Annotated in this window: 16 protein-coding genes; 3 read left to right on the forward strand and 13 right to left on the reverse strand. The window is 36.2% G+C overall.

Annotated features, from left to right (window positions below; all coding sequences use genetic code 11):
• Positions 1 to 49 precede the first annotated feature (49 nt).
• The 3 genes from H5203_RS01085 (at position 50) to H5203_RS23100 (ending at position 3,874) form a co-directional block, all read left to right on the forward strand.
• Positions 50 to 445 carry a DUF2750 domain-containing protein gene (locus H5203_RS01085; RefSeq protein ID WP_145233101.1) on the forward strand — a complete coding sequence of 132 codons (396 nt, stop codon included), beginning with the start codon at positions 50 to 52 and terminating at the stop codon, positions 443 to 445.
• A 261-nt stretch (positions 446 to 706) separates the two neighbouring features.
• Positions 707 to 2,527 (forward strand): tetratricopeptide repeat-containing diguanylate cyclase, encoded by a 1,821-nt coding sequence (locus H5203_RS01090; protein ID WP_182794003.1) that lies wholly within the window; start codon positions 707 to 709, stop codon positions 2,525 to 2,527.
• A gap of 246 nt (positions 2,528 to 2,773) precedes the next feature.
• Positions 2,774 to 3,874, forward strand: a complete 1,101-nt coding sequence (locus tag H5203_RS23100) for a methyl-accepting chemotaxis protein (protein ID WP_274803910.1) — start codon at positions 2,774 to 2,776, stop codon at positions 3,872 to 3,874.
• Positions 3,875 to 4,049: 175 nt separating this feature from the next.
• On the opposite strand, the gene H5203_RS01100 is transcribed toward H5203_RS23100, so the two are convergent.
• The 13 genes from H5203_RS01100 to H5203_RS01155 all read right to left on the reverse strand — a co-directional run bounded on the left by H5203_RS01100 (position 4,050) and on the right by H5203_RS01155 (position 24,879).
• On the reverse strand, positions 4,050 to 6,299 hold the full coding sequence (locus H5203_RS01100) for a dynamin family protein (RefSeq protein ID WP_182819217.1): 2,250 nt from the start codon (positions 6,297 to 6,299) through the stop codon (positions 4,050 to 4,052).
• Complete coding sequence (locus H5203_RS01105; protein ID WP_182819218.1) at positions 6,292 to 7,677, reverse strand: TerB family tellurite resistance protein; 1,386 nt, start codon at positions 7,675 to 7,677, stop codon at positions 6,292 to 6,294. Before H5203_RS01105 ends, H5203_RS01100 begins: the two co-directional genes overlap by 8 nt.
• A gap of 12 nt (positions 7,678 to 7,689) precedes the next feature.
• Entirely contained in the window at positions 7,690 to 8,934 is a 1,245-nt protein-coding gene (locus H5203_RS01110) for a TerB family tellurite resistance protein (protein ID WP_182819219.1), read from the reverse strand.
• A gap of 45 nt (positions 8,935 to 8,979) precedes the next feature.
• Positions 8,980 to 10,674, reverse strand: a complete 1,695-nt coding sequence (locus H5203_RS01115; protein ID WP_182819220.1) for a dynamin family protein — start codon at positions 10,672 to 10,674, stop codon at positions 8,980 to 8,982.
• A complete protein-coding gene (locus H5203_RS01120) occupies positions 10,674 to 14,339 on the reverse strand; it encodes a patatin-like phospholipase family protein (RefSeq protein ID WP_182819221.1) in 3,666 nt (1,221 codons plus the stop codon). The genes H5203_RS01115 and H5203_RS01120 overlap by 1 nt, the downstream gene beginning before the upstream one ends.
• A 238-nt stretch (positions 14,340 to 14,577) precedes the next feature.
• Positions 14,578 to 15,672: a hypothetical protein gene (locus H5203_RS01125; protein WP_182819222.1), complete on the reverse strand. Its 1,095-nt coding sequence runs from the start codon at positions 15,670 to 15,672 to the stop codon at positions 14,578 to 14,580.
• 61 nt (positions 15,673 to 15,733) lie between these two features.
• Positions 15,734 to 16,171: a hypothetical protein gene (locus H5203_RS01130; protein WP_182819223.1), complete on the reverse strand. Its 438-nt coding sequence runs from the start codon at positions 16,169 to 16,171 to the stop codon at positions 15,734 to 15,736.
• A 44-nt stretch (positions 16,172 to 16,215) separates the two neighbouring features.
• Complete coding sequence (locus H5203_RS22745) at positions 16,216 to 16,410, reverse strand: hypothetical protein (protein WP_259401884.1); 195 nt, start codon at positions 16,408 to 16,410, stop codon at positions 16,216 to 16,218.
• Positions 16,411 to 16,441: 31 nt separating this feature from the next.
• A complete protein-coding gene (locus H5203_RS22750) occupies positions 16,442 to 16,840 on the reverse strand; it encodes a hypothetical protein (protein WP_259401885.1) in 399 nt (132 codons plus the stop codon).
• A gap of 9 nt (positions 16,841 to 16,849) precedes the next feature.
• Positions 16,850 to 17,521 (reverse strand): hypothetical protein, encoded by a 672-nt coding sequence (locus H5203_RS01140; RefSeq protein ID WP_182819224.1) that lies wholly within the window; start codon positions 17,519 to 17,521, stop codon positions 16,850 to 16,852.
• 7 nt (positions 17,522 to 17,528) lie between these two features.
• On the reverse strand, positions 17,529 to 19,478 hold the full coding sequence (locus tag H5203_RS01145; RefSeq protein WP_182819225.1) for a dynamin family protein: 1,950 nt from the start codon (positions 19,476 to 19,478) through the stop codon (positions 17,529 to 17,531).
• Complete coding sequence (locus H5203_RS01150) at positions 19,471 to 21,681, reverse strand: sugar kinase (RefSeq protein ID WP_182819226.1); 2,211 nt, start codon at positions 21,679 to 21,681, stop codon at positions 19,471 to 19,473. Before H5203_RS01150 ends, H5203_RS01145 begins: the two co-directional genes overlap by 8 nt.
• Positions 21,682 to 21,855: 174 nt before the next feature.
• Positions 21,856 to 24,879 (reverse strand): DEAD/DEAH box helicase, encoded by a 3,024-nt coding sequence (locus H5203_RS01155; protein ID WP_182819227.1) that lies wholly within the window; start codon positions 24,877 to 24,879, stop codon positions 21,856 to 21,858.
• Positions 24,880 to 24,926 lie beyond the last annotated feature (47 nt).

Consider the following 24,926-nt stretch of genomic DNA (forward strand, 5'->3'; position numbering starts at 1 on the left):
CATATTAGTCAATATACTATACCTAAGCCATTCTAGAGAGAGTCTATTAATGAGTAATGCAACTGCAACCGCATCTGAAAAATTCGAGACAATCTTAAATTTAGGAGCCAAAAAAAGATTGGCTTTTATGTTTGAGACCGTCCAAGAGTTCAAACAAGTGTGGATATTAAATGACGACGATGGCTGTGTTATGCTCGCCAACGAAGATGATGATTGTGTGCCGGTATGGCCTGAACGTATTTATGCCGAGGCATGGGCTACCGGTGAGTGGGAAAATTGCACAGCTAAAGCAATTCCATTGAAAGATTGGACAACCCGATGGACACCCGGTCTTGAACAAGATGACTTACTTATCGCCGTTTTTCCAACTGAAGAAGACGACGGCACGATTTTATTTCCTGATGAATTTGATTCACAACTAAAAGCACCTAAAAAACGTTACTAATTACACTTCGCTATAATTGAGTCGCAGACGTGTTGTTCTGCGACTTATCCACGCAAACTTTAAATTTTTTACGCGCAACGCTTTAAGACAAAGATACAAAATTAATACCTATAAAAATTAAAATATAACGGCAATAATGTCGCTTTTAGCGATAATTAATTTATGCTTATTCACACTGATCAGTGAAATAAACACAGCTCCGACTGCAAAAACTTTGGCATTAGTTGACTTCAACACGCCCCTTACTCTTTGGACTTTATAATGGTACGACAAGGTATTTTAATATTACTACTGCTAACGTTTATTAATAGTGGCTATGCCACAGAGCAAATTGACTCACTAGAATCCACACTCAGTGAAATAAAACAGCTCAAAAGCGATGGTGAATCCGCACAAGCTTATCAACAATTAAGGACAACATATTCCTCGGCACAATCAACCACACAACAAGCTGAGTTAATGGTTGTTTGGCTTGCATTTATGAATGAAGACAAGAACTGGCATGAATTCGACTTGCTCAAAGACGATGTCTCACAATTACTCGTTAGCGAAGTCGATATAGAAACTAAATACGCACTTTATGACAACCTCGGACTAATGAAATATCGCTTAGGTAAGTTTGCCGAAGCCGATTCTTATTTATCAAAAGCGGTGTCTTTTGCTGATGACACACAGCTTGCTACGAGTATGACTTACTATTTGTATGGAATTAACTCTGTTAGACAAGGAAAAATGGTAGATGGACTCGATAAAATCTTACATGCTCACGATTTACAAATAAACATTCAAGGATATGCTTCACCGAAGATATTAATTGGTTTAGGGTTTACCAATTATTATATGAAAAACTACGACAAAGCGATTGAATACACTCAACAGGCAATAGCAGCATACCCTGAAAATGACATACTGCTCACTGAGCTGTATGCAAACTTAGCTGCAATGTACGTTGATAAAGCCCAATACCAAGAGGCATTAATTGCCATTAATCAAGCCGAAAAAGTAGCCCACTTTCATAATATATTTGACCGAGTTCCTATAATTATTAATAAAGGCACTATTTATGCTGAGCTAAATGAGCACCAAAAAGCCATTGATTATTATTTAAAAGCGTTAGATATTGTAAATAAAAACAATGATTTAATACATAAGCCTACCGTTTTAAGTAATCTGGCACAAAGCAATCAAAGTTTAGGTAATTATAAACTTGCTGCCGACTATTTTGAGCAAGCCCTTGCTATATTTTCAAGCGAGAGTCAACTCATCAAACGTTTAGAAAACTATCCGCCAATGATCGAAAATTATCAATCATTAGGAAATTACCAACGCGCATTAGAACTTATGGTTGAATACAAAGAATTAGATGATGAAAGTACCTCATTAGCTGCAAAAGAAAAATTTGATCAATCACAAGCAGCCTATGATATTGCCTCTAAAGAAAAGTCATTAATCGAAGCTAAACTAGCGCAAACAAGCAATGAAAATGCAATTCTACGACTCTATGGGATCGTTGCCTTCAGTCTTTTAATTATCCTATTTATTTATATTGCCTATAGACTAAAACACTCTGCCTACCTGCAAGTTAAAGAGCTTGCGTTGCGCGATCAGCTCACGGGACTATTTAATCGCCGCGCATTGCACGATATCTTTGAATTAGAAATGAGCCGGGTTAATCGCAATAAAAAAACTTTTAGTATTATTTTGCTGGATATAGATCATTTTAAAGTACTCAACGACACCTATGGACATGACTATGGTGACATTGTATTGCAAAAAGTGGCTAGCGCATTGCAAGATTCAATTAGAAGTATGGATAAAGTTGCTCGCTGGGGAGGTGAAGAATTTCTGGTGTTTTTACCTGAAACCAATAAAGAGCAAGCATCGCATCTTGCAGAAAAGTTACGCTTAGCCGTAAGTAACATTGAATTGACTTACCAAGATAAGCTACTTCAGGTCACTGTTTCTTTAGGTGTCTGTGAATATAATCAACAAGGTGAATATAAAGACATGGTTAAACAAGCCGATCTTGGTCTTTATAAAGCTAAAGAAACAGGGCGGAATAAAGTCGTCTGTCTCAGTTAAACTAACAAATGTTCTTGCGCGCAACTATCTTCAAACATATAGTTTACTAATAAAGCGATGTTATTTCCTCGCATTAAGGCTGCTCTGTTGACCTAAAAATAGCAATGGCACACTGTTTTATTGCGCTTGCTCAAAAAAATTACGACATAGTTTGCTAAACTAACCTAATAACCTATTAGATTAAGTGTGCTAGCACAACGCTGAGATTTACTCTGGGCACATTTACAGAAACAGTTGGACAAATACGTGATATTTAATTCTAAGTATAAAAAAGAAATTGCAAAACTAAAAAATGAAATTGTAGATATTCGTAACCAAAATGAAGCACTGCATGATGAACTGGAACAAGTTAAGAATGCTAAAAGTCAGTTAGTAGCGCAAATAAATCAAACTGATAAAACTGCCAAACAACAAGACGAATTAAACCGCTTGTGGCTACAGTCTTCAATTTTAATAGAGCAAATCAGGGAGAGCCTAGCAGCAAATTCAAGTGAACTTGTAATGCACAGAGATGGCTTTCAATCATCACAGCAATTGCTTGATAACATTATTGTAATGCTATCCGCCACTTTGCAATCAACTTCTGTGATATCCAGAGACACTAAAACAGCCTCTGAATCTGTAAAGCAATTACAAACAGTCACAGCAGGGATTAATGACTTTGTAAACATTATCAAAGGCATCTCTGACCAAACTAACTTACTAGCCCTTAATGCTGCTATTGAGGCCGCCAGAGCTGGAGAACAAGGTAGAGGCTTTGCCGTAGTTGCAGATGAAGTTCGCACATTAGCACAACGCTCAGCTGATGCATCGAATGAAATTTCAGGCTTAATTGAACAAGTAAACCAACAAATGGACCACGTTGTTGGCAACATTACCGACGTCGGGAAACAAAGTAATGAGATCAGTGAAAGTTCAGCGGCTATCGAAGATACCGCTAATAAAATTGTTACGTTCTCACAAAACATGTATTCAGTTATTACCGACTCAACTGAAAACGCATTTATTCAGACGGTAAAAATGGATCATATCGTTTGGAAACTGGAAGTTTATAAGGTACTACTTGGTTTATCTGATAAAACCACAGATGAATTTGCCGATCACACAATGTGTCGTTTAGGTAAATGGTACTATAAAGGTGATGGTGCAGCTAAATACGCCTCCCATATTGAATTTAAAAACTTAGAAGCCCCGCACGCCGAGATTCACAACCATGGCATACAAGCATTGCAAGCCTTTGCAGATGGCCATTCGGATAAAATGATTGATCATATATCGCAAATGGAAGCGGCGAGCTTTAAAGCCGTTGATTTATTAACTAACCTAGCAAACAAAATAACTAAATAACGGTCGTTTTAAGTTTAACTACAACTTTAGCGCTGCTCATTTTATATTTATTATCGATATTATGATGGGTACTGAGCTTTGGAGTTATACCCACTATCCGCTTATTGATGGGTAAAGCTGCTTTAGGCATTATCTATGTTTTTTAAAACACGATAATGCCTTAACCGCAGTAAACTTATAAATTAGTGTTTAAAGTAGCTAAATCAGTATTCACTTTTTGTAATACGTCATCGTACCCTTTTAATACCTCTTCTTTATGGGTTAAATCTTGCTTTAGTTGCTCAACACTTGCTACTAGGTCTTTGGTTAAGCTCGGAATAAAATTACTTTGCTCTTTAGCTAACTTCTCTACTATTAGATTTATACATTGTTTTAACTCAACACTTATATCTTGCAATAATAAAGCCACGACGCGGGCCTGTTCAGTACGTAACTGAGCTATATCATCGCCTTCAACTTGCTCAGCACTAAATTGTTGCCTAATAGTATTAATATGCGCATCAAGATCTAAACTCACCGCAGGGATCGTAATACGTTCAACGGCATTGTTTAATGGCATTAAAACCATTTCGGGGTCAAAGTTGTCATCCGTAAAATCAAACATATCCTTAATAGATGCTTTTATATCTTGTTTAAACAACCCTAATTGAATTGCGTTTTCACTTACGTCATAAATCGCTTTGCTGGTATCGACCACAAATGACTCAAGCTTACTCACTGCTTCATGAACACTTGCATAGGTGTAATTAACTGTACGATAATGGGTTGACGTTACTGTACGAGTTGAACCCCATGATAATGGGTTGTACCACGATGAATCACTTACTTCTCTTGATGTTGTATAACTTTCTTCCCGCGAGCCTGATTGCGACTGTACTTGTTTAACCTGTATTGCATCTTGGTTTATGTCTGTTAATAAGCGTGTTAAAGTTTTTGCAGCTTGAATGCTGTATTTTTCAAAAACACTATTAACTTTAACAGTACCAGACTCTATTCGCTTAACTGCTTCTTGTTGTTTTTTCGCTAAACTTTCAACATCACCTTCAAGTAAGTTTTTACGCTTATAAGTTACGTCATCTGCAATTTGCGCTAATTTTTGTTTAACCTCACGTTTTGAACCTATTAAAAGGTTATTAAAACGATCTGCCAATATTTGTTCTTTTTTCGCCTTAACAGTATCTAATTTACTTAGTACTTTTGTGAAGTTAGCCACTGCTGCAAACGTATTGGCATTAAACGAAAAGTCATCAAACATGCCATTAAGAAGGTTCAACGTATGCAACTCTTCTTCATTTAATGACTGCTCTGGCTTTATGGCTAAATCGTAACAGCGAGAAGAAATAAATATAGGCGGCAAAGCATTTTGTAAAGTGCTCATTAAATGGCTTTGATTATTATCTTCAGTACTTTGATGGGCTGCAAATTCATTACATACCTTATCTACATTACTTTTGGCCTGATTATTTAATTTTGTAGTAATGGCCGGTAACGCCTGTTGAATAGACGGGTACTTATGGTACTCATCCAATAAGGCCCCATCAAACAGTGAGCCAATTAGTACAATATCTTCAATACCTTTATTGGGAATATTTTGCGCCAGCAAGCTCATATCTGATTGGTCTAAAAATTGGCCGCTATTGCTGAGTACAAATACCACGTCACATTGGCCTATAAACTCTTGGGTACGCCTACCACGGGAGATTATTGGGTCGTTCATTCCCGGTGTATCAACCACCTCAATATCGCGTAAAGACTCAATATTTAAATGCAGCTCAGTGCTTTTTACTATTGGTGTAAACTCGCCGCTGGCTCCCACATAGTTGTTTAGTTTATCAACTAATTCATTATTATTTACTTCATCAAGCGATATGGTTGTATCTAAATACTGCGCAACGTTTAGTCCTGAACTTTTAACCATATTTAAAAGCTCAATACTGGCTTTTTCTTCATCAGATAAAACAGGCTTAGCGGGTGAAGGAATAAAAACGCCCTGCTTTTGCGATATTGCCTTATTGGCTTGATATTCAAGCAATGCGTTTTCGTAACTTGCTTGTTTAGTGAATGCTTTATCCGCTAAGTTTTTAACTTTATCCCACTCATTTTTGCTATAAAACTCAATCAGTGCTTTTGGCTGCTGTGCATAGCAAATTTTAGTTAGCGCAGCCGTCATCGGTGTTGCAGCCTTTGGGAGCACGTCTTGGCCATTAAATAACAAACTATTTAAAAACGAAGACTTACCCCGTTTTATTTGGCCGATTATACCAATACGCAGCAATCTATTTTCATTTTGTGTATGTAATGCATCGTTTTTAAAGTTACTAGATAATGCTTGTAACTCAGCCAACAGATTTGCATCCAGTGAGCTGCCTAACAACTCATAACCTTTACTTATTTTTAATAAACTTGATGACTGTTCTTCAATCATTTTTAATTCCTTTTATTGGCCTCATTAATCTAAATTGGCCTGAGACTAAAACTTCCCAAGGAGATAAGTCACATAAATAATCAACATCATTTACTATTGCTTCCCCCACACAACCAGTGTTCATATAAAATTGATCATCCAAGTCCATTACTATTTCATTTTGCAAAAAATGACCATTACTGTAAGGAAACAATACTCTTGTTTCTTTTAAGATATTTTGATTACAAGCAGAAGTCCAACTTTTTGCTTTTCCATACATACCCACGCCAAACATACCCACGCCTCCAGGGGTACCTGCATTAGGGTTGAAGGTACTCTGAACTGTGAGATCCTGTGCTTGAGCAATTTCAGCAGAAAAAAAACACCCTAGAATAGTATTAAGATCATTATAAGGCTTGCTTGCGGTTGCTTTTGGTTGTAAAGATTGAAGGATTAAATCAAAGAAATCTTTAGAGAGTTTGTTTGATATAACAAGTTTATCACCTGATACGTATTCTGATTTAACGCTCAAGACATCACTTTCATTATCATATTCTAACGATAGATCAGACAAAGTGGCGTAAAGTGTTTCTTCTGCGCTTTTAGCTATATAAATATCATCATTCGATATACGTAATTCGTGATGTGCTAGCTTGAATTGTAAAAATGGCAGTAATAATTCATGGCTTAAAAGGCTTGGAATAAAATTGGTTGTTATTTCAAACTCCGGTTTATAATTTCTCTTTGAATAACTCAGCTTTTCCCACTCTAAAGCACCCGGGTTAACTTTTTTCTTTATTTGCTCAATTAACCTATTGCTCCTGAGATCAGCGGTTTCTGCCATTAGCTCATCGAACTCAATTTCGTGATAGGCGAGTAAGTGTTTAAAGTGATCGAGGTTTAATAAATGGGAGCTGAAATATAATGCGCTTTCTTGCCAGTTACGGTTTTTAATATGGCAAAATAAATCGAATATATCTTGTTGAGTGCCTTTTAGTATTTCGAGTTGTTGTGCTATTGCGTTCACTAAAGGCATTTCTTTTTCGTGTACTTGGTTATCACGTCGGGCCATCATTAGCGCATCAAATAAAAACAATTGCGCCAATGGTTTACGCCTATAGTATGCAACAAATGCTTGAATTGTTACTTTGTCTGGCGCTTTAGCAAAATCAATCACGTCATCTAAAACAGAGCTATCGAGTGAAAAAGAGTTTATTAAAATTTGTAAATACTCAACCTCGGTTTCATGAATGTCATTATCTGCATTCATCACTAAGGCTAGGCCTTGCAAATACAATAACTGCCCTTCAATCCCTTGTTGCGCAATTGGGTGGTTTTCAAAAGCAATCGGCTCTTTCGTCGCTTCCATAAAACTGGTGAGCATGTCTAAATCATCCATCAACATGCTCCCTTATCGCATTAGCCTGAATTGACCTGAGGCTAGGACTTCCCATGGAGATGAAGAAGATAAATGACGTGTGCTAAATGATTCTGAAGATGTTTGCATTATATAAAGTCGATTATCGCAACCTAATAAGTATTCATTGCAAGCGTATATTCCATTGATTTTTATATTACTGAAACCCGAACCATCCCCATAATGCCCTTTAGCTTTAACTATTTTAGCTGAATAGAGGATATCTAAAACCATATTAATAACTTGAGGATCATCAGACTCAATATCTTTTTCTTTAATTAGATGTTCAGATATCATAAAGCCAAAATCGCTCAACAGTTCAGCGGTTACTTTAAAAACACTGTGTTCTGGCAAATTTGGAGTGACAAAAAATGCGTCTGTTTCTTTATCATGACTAAGTGTTAAATCAGTTAGTGAGCTATAAGCAAGTTCAACACCATCTTTAATTAATAAAACCTCACCCGCATTTATACGTAACTCTTTTCTATCAAGCTTTGATTGCAAAAATGGCAAAATAAGGTCAAGGGTGACGATGTTTGAAATAAGCGTAGTTGATATTTCTGTTGCATCTGGCATACAGTTATTATTGCAATATGCGAGCGGCTCCCACTCTAATGCATCAATATCAACCTTTTGTTTAATCACCTCAATTAACCTATTACTTCTGATCTCTGCGGTTTCTGCCATTAACGCATCGAACTCTATCTCATGATAGGCAAGCAAATGTTTAAAGTGATCGGGGTTTAATAAATGGGAGCTAAAATATAATGCGCTTTCTTGCCAGTTGCGGTTTTTAATATGGCAAAATAAATCAAATATATCTTGTTGAGTGCCTTTTAGTATTTCGAGCTGGTCGGCAATTTTGTCTACAACGGCCTTTTCTTTGTCTTCTACTTTGCCATCGCGGCGGGTCATCATTAGTGCGTCGAACAAAAACAATTGCGCAACGGGTCTACGGCGAAAAGTACGAAAAAACGCTTGTACTGTGTCTTTATCCGGCGCTTTTGCAAACGTTACCATATCATCAAGTATTGATTGATCAAGGCTCATTGATTTTATAAGTATGCGAATATATTCTTTTTCGGTGTCGTCAATGTGGCCGTCCGCATTCATAACCAGTGCTAAGCCATTTAAATATAATAGCTGCTCTTCCATGGTGAAATCAGCCGCTGGGTGGCCTTCAAATGCATCAGCTTCTTTTGTTGCATCGTTTATAACGTCTAAAATATCAAAATCCATCTTACTTCCTTTTTTATTAAGTAATTGTGGGTTGCTAATTCAAAATTATGCCGAAGCTATATCGACTGTAATGCTCGCTTTTTTATCGTTTACTATGTGAACTTTCACCCGCTGGCCTTCGTTAAAATAATCACTAATTACGGCATCACCCAACTGGGCTTTTATTTTTTGTTTAGTAATAATGATGTCGAAATCGGTTGGTACTTTCTCTTCTATTTTAATGTGCACGCCTACTGCACTTAACTTAATTACTCGCCCTTGCAAAGCAGTTATGTCAGCAATAGCCGACAATTGCTTAATACTGCCTTGCACGAGCGCTTCAAATACTAATGATTGTTGGGGTACATTATCGTTACCAAGTGAGCAAGTCGTATTAGTTGAACTCAATGCGACAGAGCTCGGCTGCATGGTTGTTTTTACATTGAGCAACTCGCATAACTGCGTTATTTGCTCTTGTAATTGTTGCTGTATTTTAGATGCGACTTGCTTTTGTGTTGCTAAAGCATTTAACTGCGCTTTTGTTTTATTGCTTATATCATCTAAATGTTGTTTGTTTTTATCTGATATAGTTTCAGCAAAAATCAGCTCTTTAATCGTGCCACTTGTTAAGCTATGAATTTGACGAGTAGACTCATAAAAATTTATATAGCTCTTAAATATTTGCTCTGCTTGCCATAAAACAATCGATCCATTTTTACCTTTACTCACTGTTTGTAATAAATCAGTTAGTACAGTTTGGGAGCTTGAAAACTCTTTATTTAACTGGGCTGAGTACCCTATTACGTCTAAAAAATTAATTTCAGCTCGTTGTAAGTCTTGCTTTGCTGTATTAATAATTTGTTGTATTTGCGATTCTGGCTTTTTATCCGCTTTACTAATCACCACTAATACAGGCTGAGTTAGCTCTAAGCTTTTTAAAAATTCAATATCTTGCTGTGGCACGGTACCATTTTGCTGATCAACCAACCAAATTAAATAGTCTGCACTGCGTAAATGCTCACGAGCAATGTTTTCGTCTGTATTGTTTTGTGTGTTAATTATATCGTCGGCTTTGCTGTAACCAGGGGTGTCTAAAAATACGAGGTTAGGGTATTTAAAGTCTTCACGCTCAACGGATATTAGCTGTAGTAAATGGCTAAAGGTTACGCCAAAACGATCATTAAATGCATGGCATATAGCTTTTAATGCTTCTTCATCAATTGCAGTTTTTTTCCGATAAAAATTAAGTGCACTTATTGCATTTTGCTCACCTAACGACAAATAAGTAGGTATAGATGTAGTGGGTGTTGTGTCTGTTGGCAGCAACGAGGGACACCCTAATACAGAGTTTAAAAAGCGCGATTTACCCGCACTAAATGAGCCACCCACTGCAACGGTATAGTATTTTTCAAGATGTGGAAAAGCCGCAATCTCATTCAATTGTTTTTCTAGCAATAACAATTGAGCATAAGTATGAGCCCCCGTGGTGTTATCGTCTTGTTTGGCAAGCTGTAAAAAGTCATGCTCAATCGTGTGTTTAATTTCGGCTAATAAACGGGCAATGGGTGTATTGCTATCACCATTAGCAATTAATTGAGCACATAAACTTAACCCTTTTTCGCTTTCGTATAAATATTGATTAACCCCCTCTGATTTTGTGTTTGGAAGTGATGCTTGTGAATAAGCTGATTGCTCATTTGCATTGCTACTTAAATCAAGGTGACCGTTCATTAAACTGTCAAAATCTAAATCATTACTCACTAGCTAGCTTCCTTTATAGCATTGGTTTTTATTTGCGCGGCTTGATTTGTTTGCTGAATTTGAATTAAAGCGTTATCAAACTTTAACTGCTGCTCGTTAAACGCGTCTTCGCTTTGCTGCAATTGTAGTTTAAGCTGTTCAATACCTTGGTTGAAGTCGTGTTGCTCTTGCTCAAATGAACTTAAAACGGCTTGTTTAATTTTTGAGACCGCTGTATTTAGTTGCTGTGTGCAATGTTCTACAGCCATATTAACGGCTTGAGGAATAACTTGCTCACGCACTTGTGACTCTATTTGCTGCTCGCGCTCTTCTGCGTTGTCTTTACGGCCCAATAAGCCACCTATAATACCCGAGGCAATAACACCTATTGGGCCTAAAATAACTATAGCAACTCCCGCTGCTACAGCTGCATACGTTACTGAAAAAGCCTCTTTCTCTTCTGCTGGTATATTAAGAGTAATTTGTACATCGCTAAATTGTTGCTCGCTTATGTTGTCGAGCTTTTTATCTAAATTTTGCAACTCTTGCTTTACTAAGTTATCAACACCTTGCTGTAAAACTGGCCTTAATAGCTCATTTATTTTTTGTGATACTTGATTCGATTTGGCCGCACTGACTAAAACTGATACCGATGAGCCTAACACATGTTGAGAGCGCTGAATTAACTGCTCTTTTCCTACGCTACATAAGTTATATTCAAGATCGTTAAGTGACGCTTGAAGCTTTTTTTCTACCGAGCTAAATGCACTGTGGGTTTTACTTATTTGTTGTTGAATTTGGGCTTCACTTGACTGGCTAGACTTTTTAAGACCATTTATCGCGCTAGTTATCTGCTCTGCTAACTTAGCTAATTGCTGTGAATAACGCTTAAAAAGTAATGTATCAAACTGATTTAATGCGTTGTCGACTGCATTCTCAAAATCAATTATATCTTTGTTCTTCCCTATATTTTCTATATTACCTATTGTTATATCACTCTCTAAAACTTCGGCTAAATACGCTTGCAACTGACTCTTAACCGCTAACAACTTACTACTTGGTAGCCGGCCAGATTTTGACACAATATGAGCAATGTCTTTTTCATAATTAAAGTTGATTTCTTGCAGTTGATTAATAGCCGTTGCATCGAAGGCTTTTTCTGAGGGTATTAAATTTATAAAGTAATCACCGCGCTCCAAGTAGCAAGCAATTGCCTTGGAGTGGCCGATATTATTTGATGCAAAACCCGGCATATCCACCAGCACTAAATTAGGGCGATTTTTAAGCTTTTGATTATTAATAAAAACTTGAATATAGAATATATTTTCGTCAAATTTTAAGTTTTGTAACTCGCTTATAGCTTTCCGATCACTCAGTTTATTATCAATATAATTAATTATGATATGTTCGTCTTCGCTATAGCTTAGCTCTGTGGCAACCGCTGTTTCAGGGTTTATGTCACACTTAAGGTAGTCTTTCCCTAAGTAATTATTTAGTAATGAACTTTTACCGGCTGAAAACTGGCCAATTACGGGGACGATGACTTTGAATTGTTCAATTTTATTTTGCAAAAAGGCTAAATCATCTCTGATATTTTTATTGTTTAAAATATCATTATTAACAGTATTGTAAGTAGAAATTTGACCCAACAATTGGGCTTGCATCGTTGAATGCTCATTCGCTGTCAGTAGATTTAAACCTACCGTATTTGAGTGAGCAGGCAGCCTTTTATCGTTACATTTTAGGCTATGTAATAGCTCCAACCCGAGTTCATAACCATTCAATTCATTATTGAGTGCTAAGCCTAACTGCTGTTCAATAATTTGGTTAACTTGTTCAGCTGTTGCGTAGTTTTGTGCTTCACTTGCTATTTGCAGCCCTTTTAATAAAGGATGAAACTGCTGGTGTTTAGGGGCCACAGGTAAAATAGCGCTTGCTTCTATGTTATCTAAAAATAACTTGGCTGAGCTTGAGCTAAATAAACTACACGGCGATAATAATGTTTGATGTAAGCCAATATCATGCAATAAATTTGTGTAGCAACTTAACTCACTATTAGACCACTCCCGCCCTAAATCATTGTAAAAGCTTAGCGTTACACTAATTAATAATTCACTTGGCTGTAAATTATTTAAACTTACGCACTTCGATTTTGTATTGTTATACCAACTATTTACCAATTGGCTACGTTCTAGGTTATCAATTCTATTTTCAAGTTGGTTGAATCTAACGTCGCATTGATGCGCTAATGCCTTGATTCCTTGCTTCATTAAAACAACCGATTGAAAAACATCTTGTTCAAGTTTTTTAACGCTGCCATATAACACATTAACATGGGTCATCAGGTAGTTTGTTTTATTAGCAAGCGACACCATCGCTTCCATTGTTAGCGCTTGTTTATGATTAAGCTTTTGAATTAGTAACTGGCTTGAATATATAGCGCGATTTAAATCATAGTTAATACCCGCTTGTAACTTAGCATTGCTCCCAGTGACAGACCCGATCAACCTACCTACATGGCTTTGGTCTAACTGAGCGTTAATACGCCCTTCGGTAGATGCAAGTGCTGTAATTGTATTAAAGGCATGTTCAAGTAATTCATTTGAGTTATCAGCAAATTCATCTATCAAGCTATCAATATTTTGACTAGCTATCTCTCGCTCTTGCTCATTTAACGTATAGGCAAGTTCGCTTAGTACGTCATCTAATGAATGAGGAGATATAAGCTGCTTAGAATCTAAAGCTCCATCATCACGCAACTGTCGGTTTACCGATATCTGATCGTTGAATTGTGTGTTTGAGGCTGCAAATTCAAAAGCGGCCTGCATAAAGCGGGCTTCATCATCCATAAAGGGTTTAAACTGCTTAAGAATTTTAGCAGTGTCGCTATAGCCCAGTTCAATAAGATTAGCAGCGTTTTCTTTTGTAAAATTAAGCGGCTCAATTAAGCCTGCGAATGCTTGCGACGGGACTATATTCCAAAAATTAACCGCTGGATATTGTTTGCTTGCAGTCACTACATCGGCAGTACGGTCCAAGTAAATATTAATAATGTGAGTGCAGTTATGCTGCTCAATTAGTGGCTTGTAAGGTGTGTTGTCGCTGTATGAAGGGAGTACGCCGCCATCAACATAATTTGTGCCGTCTATTTCAACTGCTTTAAAAACAGCGGGTATCGCAGATGTTGCCAATAGCCATTTTTGTTTGTCTTCAGCGCTTAATGTATTTAATTGAGGATAAACTAGCTCGCCATTTTTAGCTGTTAATGCACATAAATGCAGTGGTATATTATTATCAACAGCATTGCAAACATTGCTTTGGTGAATAAGTTCAGCAAGTCCATCTTGAGAAAAAGCTCCTACACCACCTAATAAAGAGCTAAGCGTCATCAATGCTTTTGGTGCTACACCCGGTAAATAAACCCCTACTGCGAACTTAGACACAGCAATAGCAATATCTTCTGCTTTAAGTGTTAAAACCTTACTAGGTGCAATATCCAGCCATAACTTCTCAGCAGAGCTGTAATCAACTGCTGTAAATAAAGCTGCATTTAAACCTCCAACAGAAGTACCAGCAACTGCTTCAACGTTTTTAGCTATACCAAACTCATTTAGTGCCTTCCAAACGCCTATCTCGTATGCGCCCTTACCACCACCACCAGAAAAAACTAAACCTAACTTGGTCATAAACATCCTTTTCAATTAATGATTAACCTTTAAAAGTTAACCACTTAAATTCCTTTACCTAAGCTAATAGACCACTTAAAGCGTTTCACTTCAAGGTGTTTTAGATACGCCTTGTTAATAACTGTGCACCGATGGTATGAACACGGGAACTCAGATTAGATTCAACTAATATAACAATCCTTGTGGGAAATAAATTTTTACAAGCTTGTGATTTCGACTGTTACACTTTTTGTTTGATCTATGCCTTGAGATTATCCTTGAGCGCTTTAATTAATCGTTTTGCCTTATCGCTTTCAATCGAACAACTTGTTGTATACGGATGGTGAATATTAAATTGGTTTCTTGCATCTGCGGGAGTAATTGAACCACTAAAATTGTCGTCAGTTGTACACTGCCATTTAACATTTAACCTGTGAAGGTGATACTCAGATACAGGATCATTCACAATTGGCTGGTTTAACAACTTATAAGTTGACGAGGAGCTTTTTGGAATTTCTGCAACACCAATAGCACCACAACCATTAGCATAAGCTATTAAAACATCTCCAGGTATAAAGCTATTAAGTAACCTATCCCCTTTGTCGCCCTCTGCTCCATCAAACCCAGCAGAAACAATGGACTTTTCTTTCAAGCAAGCCCAATTTTTGGGTTCTGTAGTGCCAATATTATACCAAAAATACTTAGGTTCTCGTTGCATAGCACTAAAGCTTAAAGGGAATGTTGATTCTGGGCTTCTATCAAATACAACCGAAAAGTCTATATACTGCGTACCGTCTTCATGATTAGATAGACTATATTGTATGCATTTAAACCCTACACCTTTATCTGATAGCCACTCTCCCATAGAAAAAAGTGTTCGGTCAAATTTATTGGCTATTAAAATGATACGATTTTTATTGTTTATTTTAGCTCTGTCAATTTCTGCTGAATCTATAAACGACTCTACGGCCTCTATATATGACTCATTTACTAACTTTTTATTTTTTATAAAATTATCGCCATTAAACCTAGAAATATCAGCTAAATATTGCAAAGCTTGCGTATCCACCCCCAAACAACCAAGGTCTTTTTTCAACTCAATAACTACACCATTCCCATTTTTATCAAGTGCTAAAACATCAAGCCTTTTACCATTAGCAATCTTAACTTGGTTTTTCAGTAGAATAAGTTCTTCGCCAAAAATACCTTCATTCAGTAATTGAGTTGTACCGTTATTATTATCATTTCTTTGATTTTCCATTATAAGTTGCTCAAGCTGAAGCTCCCCCATACTTTGAGAGTTCACAGCTTCTAATACTTGCTTATTATCTTTTGAGATTATTTTGAATAACATATTTCGTCCTAATTCTATTCATGAAACTTTAAATACATAGACTTTTTTGATGAAATTTTACTTAGCTTTTGCAATTAATCATATAAAACTCAAAGCTTTGTTGCTGCTCGTTTAAATCGGTGCAAACACCCGCTGATACATATAAGCATCCGTTACTCGCTAAAAGTTTATCGAGCTCTGATATGTATTGAGAGTAGCTATCGAAAACATTCACACCAGTAGTTAACTTTTTATGTCCAAATAATGATGTCGGTTTACTTTCGCTCGATTTCACAAATTCAGTTAATGCTTGTTGAGTTGTAAAAATTTTAAAGCCGTTTCTACACTCATGTAAAAACACTAACAAGTCGGCAAAATCGAGTTCAACAAATGTAGACTCTTCTATTATTTTTATAAAGGTAGTGATCAACTCATCTGAGTAAACATCACCAAAATTATTTTTGATTTCACCTGATTTTTCGTTCTTTATTTCAGCTGAAAATGGTTGGTAATCTTTCAAAATAAAATCCCTTTTAATGATCAGTTTAAAGAATTAACCAGCTCTTATTTTTTATGGTAATCACTAAAATTAATAATATTACTGGTATCTATTATTTCAGTTGATAGTTCATCATCATGTTGTTGATCAGTAACAAGCGATTGGCAATAACTCAATAAACGCTCTATGGGTATAAACTTCTCTTTGCGGCGAGTTGTTTTATTGGTGGTGCGTTTAGGCTGGGTATTTGGGTAACCCAAAGTGCAGCGTCGCTAATATGGCCGCTTATGCTTAAATTGGTATTTTTAGCCAGTGCGGAGTAAATTCTCTTTTAGATAATTCACTCAACAGCACAGCTATATCGCTGCATGGAATAAGCTGATATACCTCAAATGTTTGTGCCATTATTAATTGCCATTCATACGCTAAGCGCTGAGTTAATTCCTCTTGTGTTAGCTTTAAACTAACCGGTATAAAAAACGTAAAACGGCTATTCGCTTCACAAACAATGATTGTTTTTTTACGAGATTTAGAGCTGTTATCAATAATCTGCAATTGCCAGTTAAAAACATTACTATCGCTAATGAGGGTATTTACCCCTGCTTGTTTACCAGGCTCATGTGGCAAACGAGGTAAATCAGCTTTTAGATATTTATTAAGTGCGTTTGAGGCGCTGAATTGGAGTTTCATTCTGAGCTGTTAATAGCTAAGTGTTTGAAAACAACAATAAGAGGTAGCAATTAAAGCTGGCACTAATAAAACGAGTGAAAATAAATTAATCTTTTTGTTAACTTTAAATATTAAACCTTTAATTTCATCATTTTTACTAGTCAATTCCAATGTTGCTTTCTCTTGTTCTTCAATAATTTTAGCTATTTTATTATTAGTGTCTTCTAATCCATGGACTAATTTATCAACCTTAGAATTTAAACAACTATTCCTATCTAACAGTTCTTTATGACGCTCATCTATCTTGTTACTAAAAGAAACCAACATACCTTTAACGGTATCACTTGAGCATATTATTTCAGACACCGCACCATCAATAGACTTATTAAAAACTAACAGCTGTTGTTCAACTCTATCTTTATTGTCACTAATAATTTCTGCGCTATTTTTAGCTATATCGTTTAAAACACGCTCTTCTAAACGTGAAATTTTTTTTGTTAATTGTTTTAATAACTCATCTTTATCTGCACTCACCAAATCAAGCTTTTCATTGGCCTCCTCTAGCGCATCCCCTACAGATAAAATATCATTCTTTAATCTTTCCAAGTCATTGATAACAGGAGCAAGTGGTTGCTTAACGATTTTCACCATTAACTCAGTTAATTGTTTTTCTTTATTATTAATCTCACTGTTTGTAATCATATTCTAATCACTTTTTTCCATGTAAAAGCTTTAACGTATCTCTCTGAGCACTTAATTCACAAAATGAGATTAACTGCATAAAAGCATCACATTCATCATCTTCATCTAAAAATGCATCAATTTTTTTTGTTTTTAATGCATGATACTCTTGCTCCAATATATTAATAAAAGTTTCAAACTTTGTTATATCTTCCTTCATTAATTTTTCAGTATTTATAACTCTTATTTTCAACTTGCTTAATACATTATTTTTTATATGAGATTCTTTCTGTAGCTTTCTTTGTTCATCTTTGTTTATCAATATGCTCGCTTTAAGTTGTCTTTTTTTATTGTTATTTTTTTTGTTCATTGTATTAATTGCTTTAATCCAAGAATTCTCCCACTGCAAAAGGATAAATTCTTCTGATTTTTTCCTAGCCGTTTCTACTTTATTTTTATCATGGTGGTAGTTTTTAATTGATAGGTATTTTTTTATAAAGTATTTATCTAAATCTTTTTCCACCTGACCAAAAATAGATCGAACCTCATTATTAATCACGCTAGGATTTGGCTCCGTAAAAGTTTTCTCAACATCTCTCCAATATGCTTTATTATTTACAATTAAGGATTGGCTTAAATTTAATTCAATTTCATTCAGTTGAGATTTATAATTAAGAATCAACCTTTTGAGAGAAATAACACTTTCTTTCTCGGGATTTCTATCAATTTTATAGTGACACTCGCTCTTATAAACAGCTATCAAGTCATTAATATTGCTTTTTAAATTTTCACTTGTACCGTACTCAATTAACTTAATTTTTTTATTTAATTGTTCAAGCTCTCGTTCATTTAATTTTTTATAGATTTGAGCATCTTCGTCAATAGCTTGAATCTCTTTGATGATTTTTTTTTCGTCCTGTTTCAACCTCTCTAATTTCTTTTTATAAATATATTCGATCCTTACATGACTATCGAGCATATTTCGAAGACGACTAACAGGCGATACAGAAGCATGTATTTCATCAATTAATGTTGTTCGAAGCCCATTAATTAATGGTTTTAATTTTCTGTAAAGTACAGGTTCCTGCTTTTCTAGATTCTGCCAGCTATTTCCAAATTCAAGAGGGTAAAATAGATTCTGATTTTTACCTTCATTACTTAGCTCTCCAAAGCGCTGAATTTGCTCAATCAGTCTAGCTCTAATATCACTGATATTAACCTCTTCTTTCTTACGAATTAGGTCTCTTATTGATTGAGCTGAATAAGAAAATGTCGTTACTATACGAAAACGTCCAAGCATAGCTTGCCAATTCTCTAGCCCCGGAAAACTCATAGCCTCTGAGTTTAGAAAACTCAAATCATCTCCCCTTCCAACTAATAAAATTAAATCAGCAAAAGGGAGATAAGCTTTTGCCATAGCATATACATGCTTTTGCTCTGTAGCATTCGCAGGATTATCACCGGGTAAATCTAAAATACGTATATTAGCGCATTTTTTAGCAGCGATAGAAAAGAAACGTGTTGGTATATCTACAATACATGGAGAATTAAAAGACTGAGTTTCATTTTCCATACTCTCTCTTAAATCACTTAGAGCTAATATCATATCGGACTCAGCAGCATAGAACTCTTTTTTAGAGTTGATTGTTAGAGCCCAATCTTCACTTGTAGAACGACAGTATTCCATAGTTGTTGCAGTGGCTGACTTCCCAGCCTCTCTTCCTCCCCTTAGTACATGGGAAACTATACTTATTTGATCTGAATGAATACCGAGTAAATCAAGAAGAAGTGTCGTTTTTCCTACTTGAGTCTTGCCGAAAACAACTACAAAAGGATCTACCTGCTTTCCTTTCATCGATAATGTTTTTTTTATATCGTGATTCATAGAGCTTATTAATCGCTCGTATGCATCAAACGCCCAGCCCAAATTTGATAGATATAACTCAGACCAGTATTCAGTTAACCAATCATTAATCATACTCAGCTGTGTGTCCAACTAATAATGGATTTAAACCGCTTGCTGAAGAATCAATTTCAGCTTTAAGATCATTTGATAAAACAATTACATCAGCTAAAGCCTTTGTTAATCTTTCCTTACGCATTAAGTGCTCATCTAAATGATAGCGTTGTCGTAAAGTAAACTCTAATCTAGATCTTGCTGAGCGCATTACTTCATCAAAACTGCTGCAAAAGTTTACATAGTGAGAATCTGAGATTGCATTAAGCAAAGAGTGTGCTTGAATACTTAACTCTTGCTCTTGTTTCCTGAGCCCAGATACAGCTTTGGTTGTTACATAGCAAGCAGCAACAACGGCAGTAACAGCAATGGCAGCAGGGTGAAGCATAACAGGGGGAACACTGCCACCTTCTGGCTCATTGGTTGATTCTTCGCTTGCAAAATCATTCGAACTGGTTTCAGATTCTTTGTTTTTAGTATGACCAAAAAGTGTACCTAGTATGTCTGAATCACCATCACTAATCACGTCTACAGCTAATAAAGCAGCGACAGCTTTGAGAGCATTTCTACCTTCATTTGCGCCTTTACTAATTGCCTCCACACTCTGCTCTATTAACTCATCATTATCATTCATCTTTAATTTAAGTTCATCAGCTAACAACTTAGGCACAGAGTATGACAACCTCGCATATTCAAGGGATATAATAGGTATCAACCTTACACTTTCAGCTAGTTTTTTACTTGTTTCGCTACTGGTATTAGAGTTATGGCTTAGTACTATTTTGATGTCGTTCTTTATTTCTTCACTTAATACTTTAAACTGAATTGGTTTACCTGATCTCCCAGCATAACCAAGTTCAATAAGTTTTTTAGTGTTCGGTAACTTAGGGGTTTCATTTTTACTTATCTCTATCTCAGAATTGTTTACTGGTCCTAATTTTTCTAAAGTCAAACCTGTTAATTGACTAGCATAATCAGAAAGAAAGTTACTTCCTTCTTGTTGCCAAGCTTCTTCAACAGTTTGCTTTATTTTTGTCTTTTTTTCTGTTGTACTTTCAAGTGAACTTGTAATAAAATTTTTGAAGCCTTCATGCTCTAAAGATAATTTTTCGTCTAATTTCTTAGCCGCATTTATTCGGTTCCGATCAACATGCGCTTTTGCAATTTTTTTATGCTCTTCTCTCAATAATGTAACAGAGTCATCAAATTCACCTAGAAGCTCTTTACACATTAATGCACTCTCTGTTGCTTCAGAACTATTAAAGATAAGCCTAGCCTTAGATCTAATACTATTTAAAACTTTAGTTAAATCTCGGCCAATTAACTGTGCTAGATTATTAGTTTGAAAAACACGATTCGATTGCCCTGTATAATTTAGTTCATCAATCATGTTAACTAATTTCGGCATCCACTCTTCACAGTAATCAGAATCATCCGTTCCAGTCAATATTATCTGCTTATCAATTCGGCTCTCATCTATTTTGAAAGTGTTCATCGCACTATTTTTGAGTTGACTTTGGCGATCTGAGTTTCCTTTGTATGATTCAGTTTTAGAAATAACAACACAGGGTTCGCAATGCTTTAACTCATTTGCAAGCATATCCTTTGTAATATCAAGCTGTTGTTGATTTGCCATTCTTGTTTCGTCTGTAACAACTATACAACCACCTGCAGCTATCATTGCCTGACGCATTAACTCTTGCCAATCTTTATTATCTCGATCTTGTTTTTCATAGCCTGGTAAAAGTAGCCAAGACTGATTCTCCCTCTTAAAATAACGTTTTGGTACTTTTAAGACTGGGAGTAAATCTTCTGCTGAAGGGTCTGTTATAACTTGATTAAAGTTTTCGACATTTATAAGTACATCTTTTATTAATAGCTGATCTCCAATATCACTTTTTTGTAAACGTCTTACATAGCCCTGCGGTGCACTTACTTCATTAGTTTCAATAATCATAACGGGTAATTTTTCACCGCGCCCTTCGTTGCCTTGTAGCCAATCTCCACAGTCATAAATTTTAGACATTAAAGTTGTTTTGCCTGCCCCTTGCGAGCCACCTACTGCAATTATCCACTCATTCCCTAATATTTCAGCTAACAGTAACCGACGCATCACAGCTAATAATTTTTTATCTATTTCTTCATTAGCAAGTACATTGGATGCCCCCCTTAATCTGCGTAAAGTACTGTTAAGCTCTTTTAAAAAAATCTCTGGTGATTCCATATTCCACTATCCTAATTGTCTAAATATATTTACTTTTATAATCAATTAATAATAACTTATTTTTGTATTTGAGACCGCTAAGATGTTAGCGGCTCTCAATATTATGCTTTTATCTTTCGAAATTAATTTCACAAGCTTGCAAAGTAGTAAGCTCATCCTTAATGCCACTTAATCTCATAACCCCATTGACGACATCAGTTCATGTTCACTCACAACTTCAGGCGTTACTACCGCATCTCTTAGCATGGTTTTCTTTGCGAGTAGTTTGTCTAGGTTCACATCAAACGAATCATATTCTGGGTGTAAAAGGCAGGGTAAGTGAATAAACACAGGCTTTTTTTGACCAATACGATAAACACGATCTGTAGCTTGCGCTTCTTTTGCGGGGTTCCAGTGGCGTTCTAAGTGAACTACATGGTTTGCACCAACAACCGTTAAGCCAACACCTGCCGCTACAGGCGACATAATTATAATGTTAAAGCCTTCTTCTGCTTCAAAGTCAGTGATCATCCCTTTACGAGATAGCTGATCTTTTTTTGTAGCAATCGCTTTGCTGTCTCCGTTAATAACATGAATGTTTAGCTCATAAATTTTGTCTAAGCATATTTTAAGAACAGCCTGAAGCTTTTTAGTCGTCGCAAAAATAATTACTTTCTCTTGTTTGTTTTTTATATCTGACAATATATCTAACAACATACGCAACTTTTCAGACTCTTGTAAATTACGCTGTGCCTCTTTGGCATTATTAGGTGGCTGTTTAAAAACCTCATCAAGCCTTGGATGCAAACTAACAGCTCTTAATTGCTGTAGTACTGTTAAAGCATGGCCGCCGCCCTGCTCTTTTGCTTTCTCCTTTCTATAATCTTCAACAATTTGGTTGTAGCCAAGCAACTGACCTCCGGTCATATTACGAGCTAACTCTGGAGCAAATGCCATATTGTCAGCCAAGTCTTTATGAATACCTGTTTTTATTGTTTTAGTAGGCATTCCGGTTAGCTCGTCTTCCTTGGTTCGGCGTAACATAAACTGCCCAGCAGCATTACGTAAATCGTTACCAACTTCTAAACGCACCTCTGCTTTTTCTTCCTCATTAGCACTACTTATTGGCTTAATCCAGCGCTCTCTAAAATAGCCCCAATCGCCTAATAGCCCTGGTTGCGCTGTATCCATTAAACACCAAAACTCGCTTAAACTATTTTCAACAGGAGTACCTGTAGCTAGTAATTTAAAATCAGCTTTTAGTGCTTTAGCTGCACGTGTTGCTTGAGTATTTGGGTTTTTAATATTTTGAGCTTCATCAAATATTACAATTCCCCAGTCAATAACACATAAAGAAAATTGGTAATCCCGTAGCGTTTGATAAGTCGTAATAACAACACGTCTATCCATATCTAAACGCTTTGTTGCTGCATCAGCCCCAACATGCAAAGCGTATCGAATAGATTTATGATCAGCATGCGAATCATTCATTACCGTCGCAAGCTGCATAGACTCTCGTTCAGCCCCTTGAACTTTAAACTCTTTTAAATCCCTTGATGACTGCAGGACTTTAATATCTCTAAATGGGGAATCTTTAAAAGTAGCTTCAACCTCTTGTTCCCAATTTTCCAGTAAACTAAGTGGAGCGACTATTAATATGGGCTTTTCAGATTTATTGCTTTGCTGCTGCATCGACAAGTACTCAGCCAACATAACTAACGTCATATAGGTTTTACCAAGCCCCATATCATCGGCTAGTAAAGCCCCTTGCACTCTATACATATCATCATGGTTATCTAATTGCGCTGACTTAAGTAACGACATCATCCAGCTAATGCCAGACTCTTGATGAGGGAAAGGTGTTCGCGCTAAATTAGTTCTGTCAAAACTAATAGATCGGTCTAACTGCGCAACTTTATTTACAATGTCTTGATTATGTTCTTCCGCATCTTTTAGTAACAAAGAAACTTGCTCTTTACGAACCAGAGTATCTTCAACTTCAGGCGTATCTGAGTCATTAGAAGGGTTTGCTAAATTTTCTCTTACCTCTGCGAGTGTTTCACTAACTCGCTGCTCATCGCGTATGTCAATTAACTCATCATCAACAACAACACTATCTGCATTTTGCCCTTTAGCTTGCTGGTAACTTTGCTCAAACGATACAACATCTTCCTCGCATTCAAGCAACTTAACTAAGCGCTCTGGTGGCTCACTGTCTGTATTTGTCGAAAACCAGCCATTACTGCCATCGCTGTCTTGACCAAAAGGAATGTGTACCATTTTGCCAATACCAGCAACTCTCAGAGAAAATCCAAGATCGAGGTTAAGAATAGACGCATCTAAAAAAGCTGAAGGGGTTTTAATAAATTCTGCGACTTTGTGTGCAGGAATGGTTCTATTTTGCAGTACTTCTTTAACAGCTTGCTTTTTATCGTCAGTAAGTAAAACAATGCGGTCTTTTATTCGCATTACTTGCCCATCGCCCTGTAACTGAGCTAAGCGATTTTGTAAGTCTTCTGATGATGATCCATCACCAAAGCTAGGGCTAAGATCTAGGCTACCATCAACCTGTTGATTTGCTGTTACTGTAATTTGTTCTGGTTGTACTAAATCAAATTTATCAAAATGTTTTAAATCTAGTTTTAACCCATCTTTAGCTGCTTGCTGTAACTTAGCAACTGCCAACACATTATTTAGCTCAGTGTGGTCATCAGGCGTAAGCGACGAATGTTCTTCTACGGCTATAACTGCATTAAGCTGCTCAGGCGTCATTAAATACTGAGTCTGCTCACTAAAAAAAAGTATAGGTCCTTTTCTTTTTACTGGATATTTTTGCTGCTCAAATTTTGCAAATAACTGCAGCGAAAAGCTACTTTTAGTTGTTCTACCTTGAATATCAACGTCAAAGTCGTTATTAAAAAAAGGCGGTAGCCCTAAAACGTCTGCATCTTCGGGGTCTAATAAACATGCTTGCTCACTATCAAGCCTAAAGCCATTAGGCAGTGTTTCAGCAATATGTCTTTCTTCAAGCATTTTAAGTACTACATGCTGAATAAGCTGACTACTTGCACCCTCACCTTTGTTTAGGCAATGAAATGTAGCTTCATTAGTGGCAAAATTAACGCCATACGAGTCATATACTAAGGAGTATTTATCGTCCGCTAAATGACTATTTTTATTATTAGGCAAAAGCCCTTTTATCAAACTAACAAGTGACATGTATTTTTAAATCCCTTTTTAATATTCCTAAAGCTCATGCTTTTCTC

Origin of the sequence: Pseudoalteromonas sp. SG41-1 (assembly GCF_014164575.1) — a bacterium.
Lineage (GTDB): Bacteria > Pseudomonadota > Gammaproteobacteria > Enterobacterales > Alteromonadaceae > Pseudoalteromonas > Pseudoalteromonas rhizosphaerae.

Coding starts and splice junctions, on each gene's coding strand:
- H5203_RS01150 (WP_182819226.1), bottom strand. CDS start 21,681: ATGGAATCACCAGAGATTTTTTTAAAAGAGCTTAACAGTACTTTACGC.
- H5203_RS01120 (WP_182819221.1), bottom strand. CDS start 14,339: ATGACCAAGTTAGGTTTAGTTTTTTCTGGTGGTGGTGGTAAGGGCGCA.
- H5203_RS01105 (WP_182819218.1), bottom strand. CDS start 7,677: ATGGATGATTTAGACATGCTCACCAGTTTTATGGAAGCGACGAAAGAG.
- H5203_RS22750 (WP_259401885.1), bottom strand. CDS start 16,840: ATGAAACTCCAATTCAGCGCCTCAAACGCACTTAATAAATATCTAAAA.
- H5203_RS01090 (WP_182794003.1), top strand. CDS start 707: ATGGTACGACAAGGTATTTTAATATTACTACTGCTAACGTTTATTAAT.
- H5203_RS01125 (WP_182819222.1), bottom strand. CDS start 15,672: ATGTTATTCAAAATAATCTCAAAAGATAATAAGCAAGTATTAGAAGCT.
- H5203_RS01145 (WP_182819225.1), bottom strand. CDS start 19,478: ATGATTAATGATTGGTTAACTGAATACTGGTCTGAGTTATATCTATCA.
- H5203_RS01110 (WP_182819219.1), bottom strand. CDS start 8,934: ATGGATTTTGATATTTTAGACGTTATAAACGATGCAACAAAAGAAGCT.
- H5203_RS01085 (WP_145233101.1), top strand. CDS start 50: ATGAGTAATGCAACTGCAACCGCATCTGAAAAATTCGAGACAATCTTA.
- H5203_RS01100 (WP_182819217.1), bottom strand. CDS start 6,299: ATGATTGAAGAACAGTCATCAAGTTTATTAAAAATAAGTAAAGGTTAT.
- H5203_RS01155 (WP_182819227.1), bottom strand. CDS start 24,879: ATGTCACTTGTTAGTTTGATAAAAGGGCTTTTGCCTAATAATAAAAAT.
- H5203_RS01140 (WP_182819224.1), bottom strand. CDS start 17,521: ATGATTACAAACAGTGAGATTAATAATAAAGAAAAACAATTAACTGAG.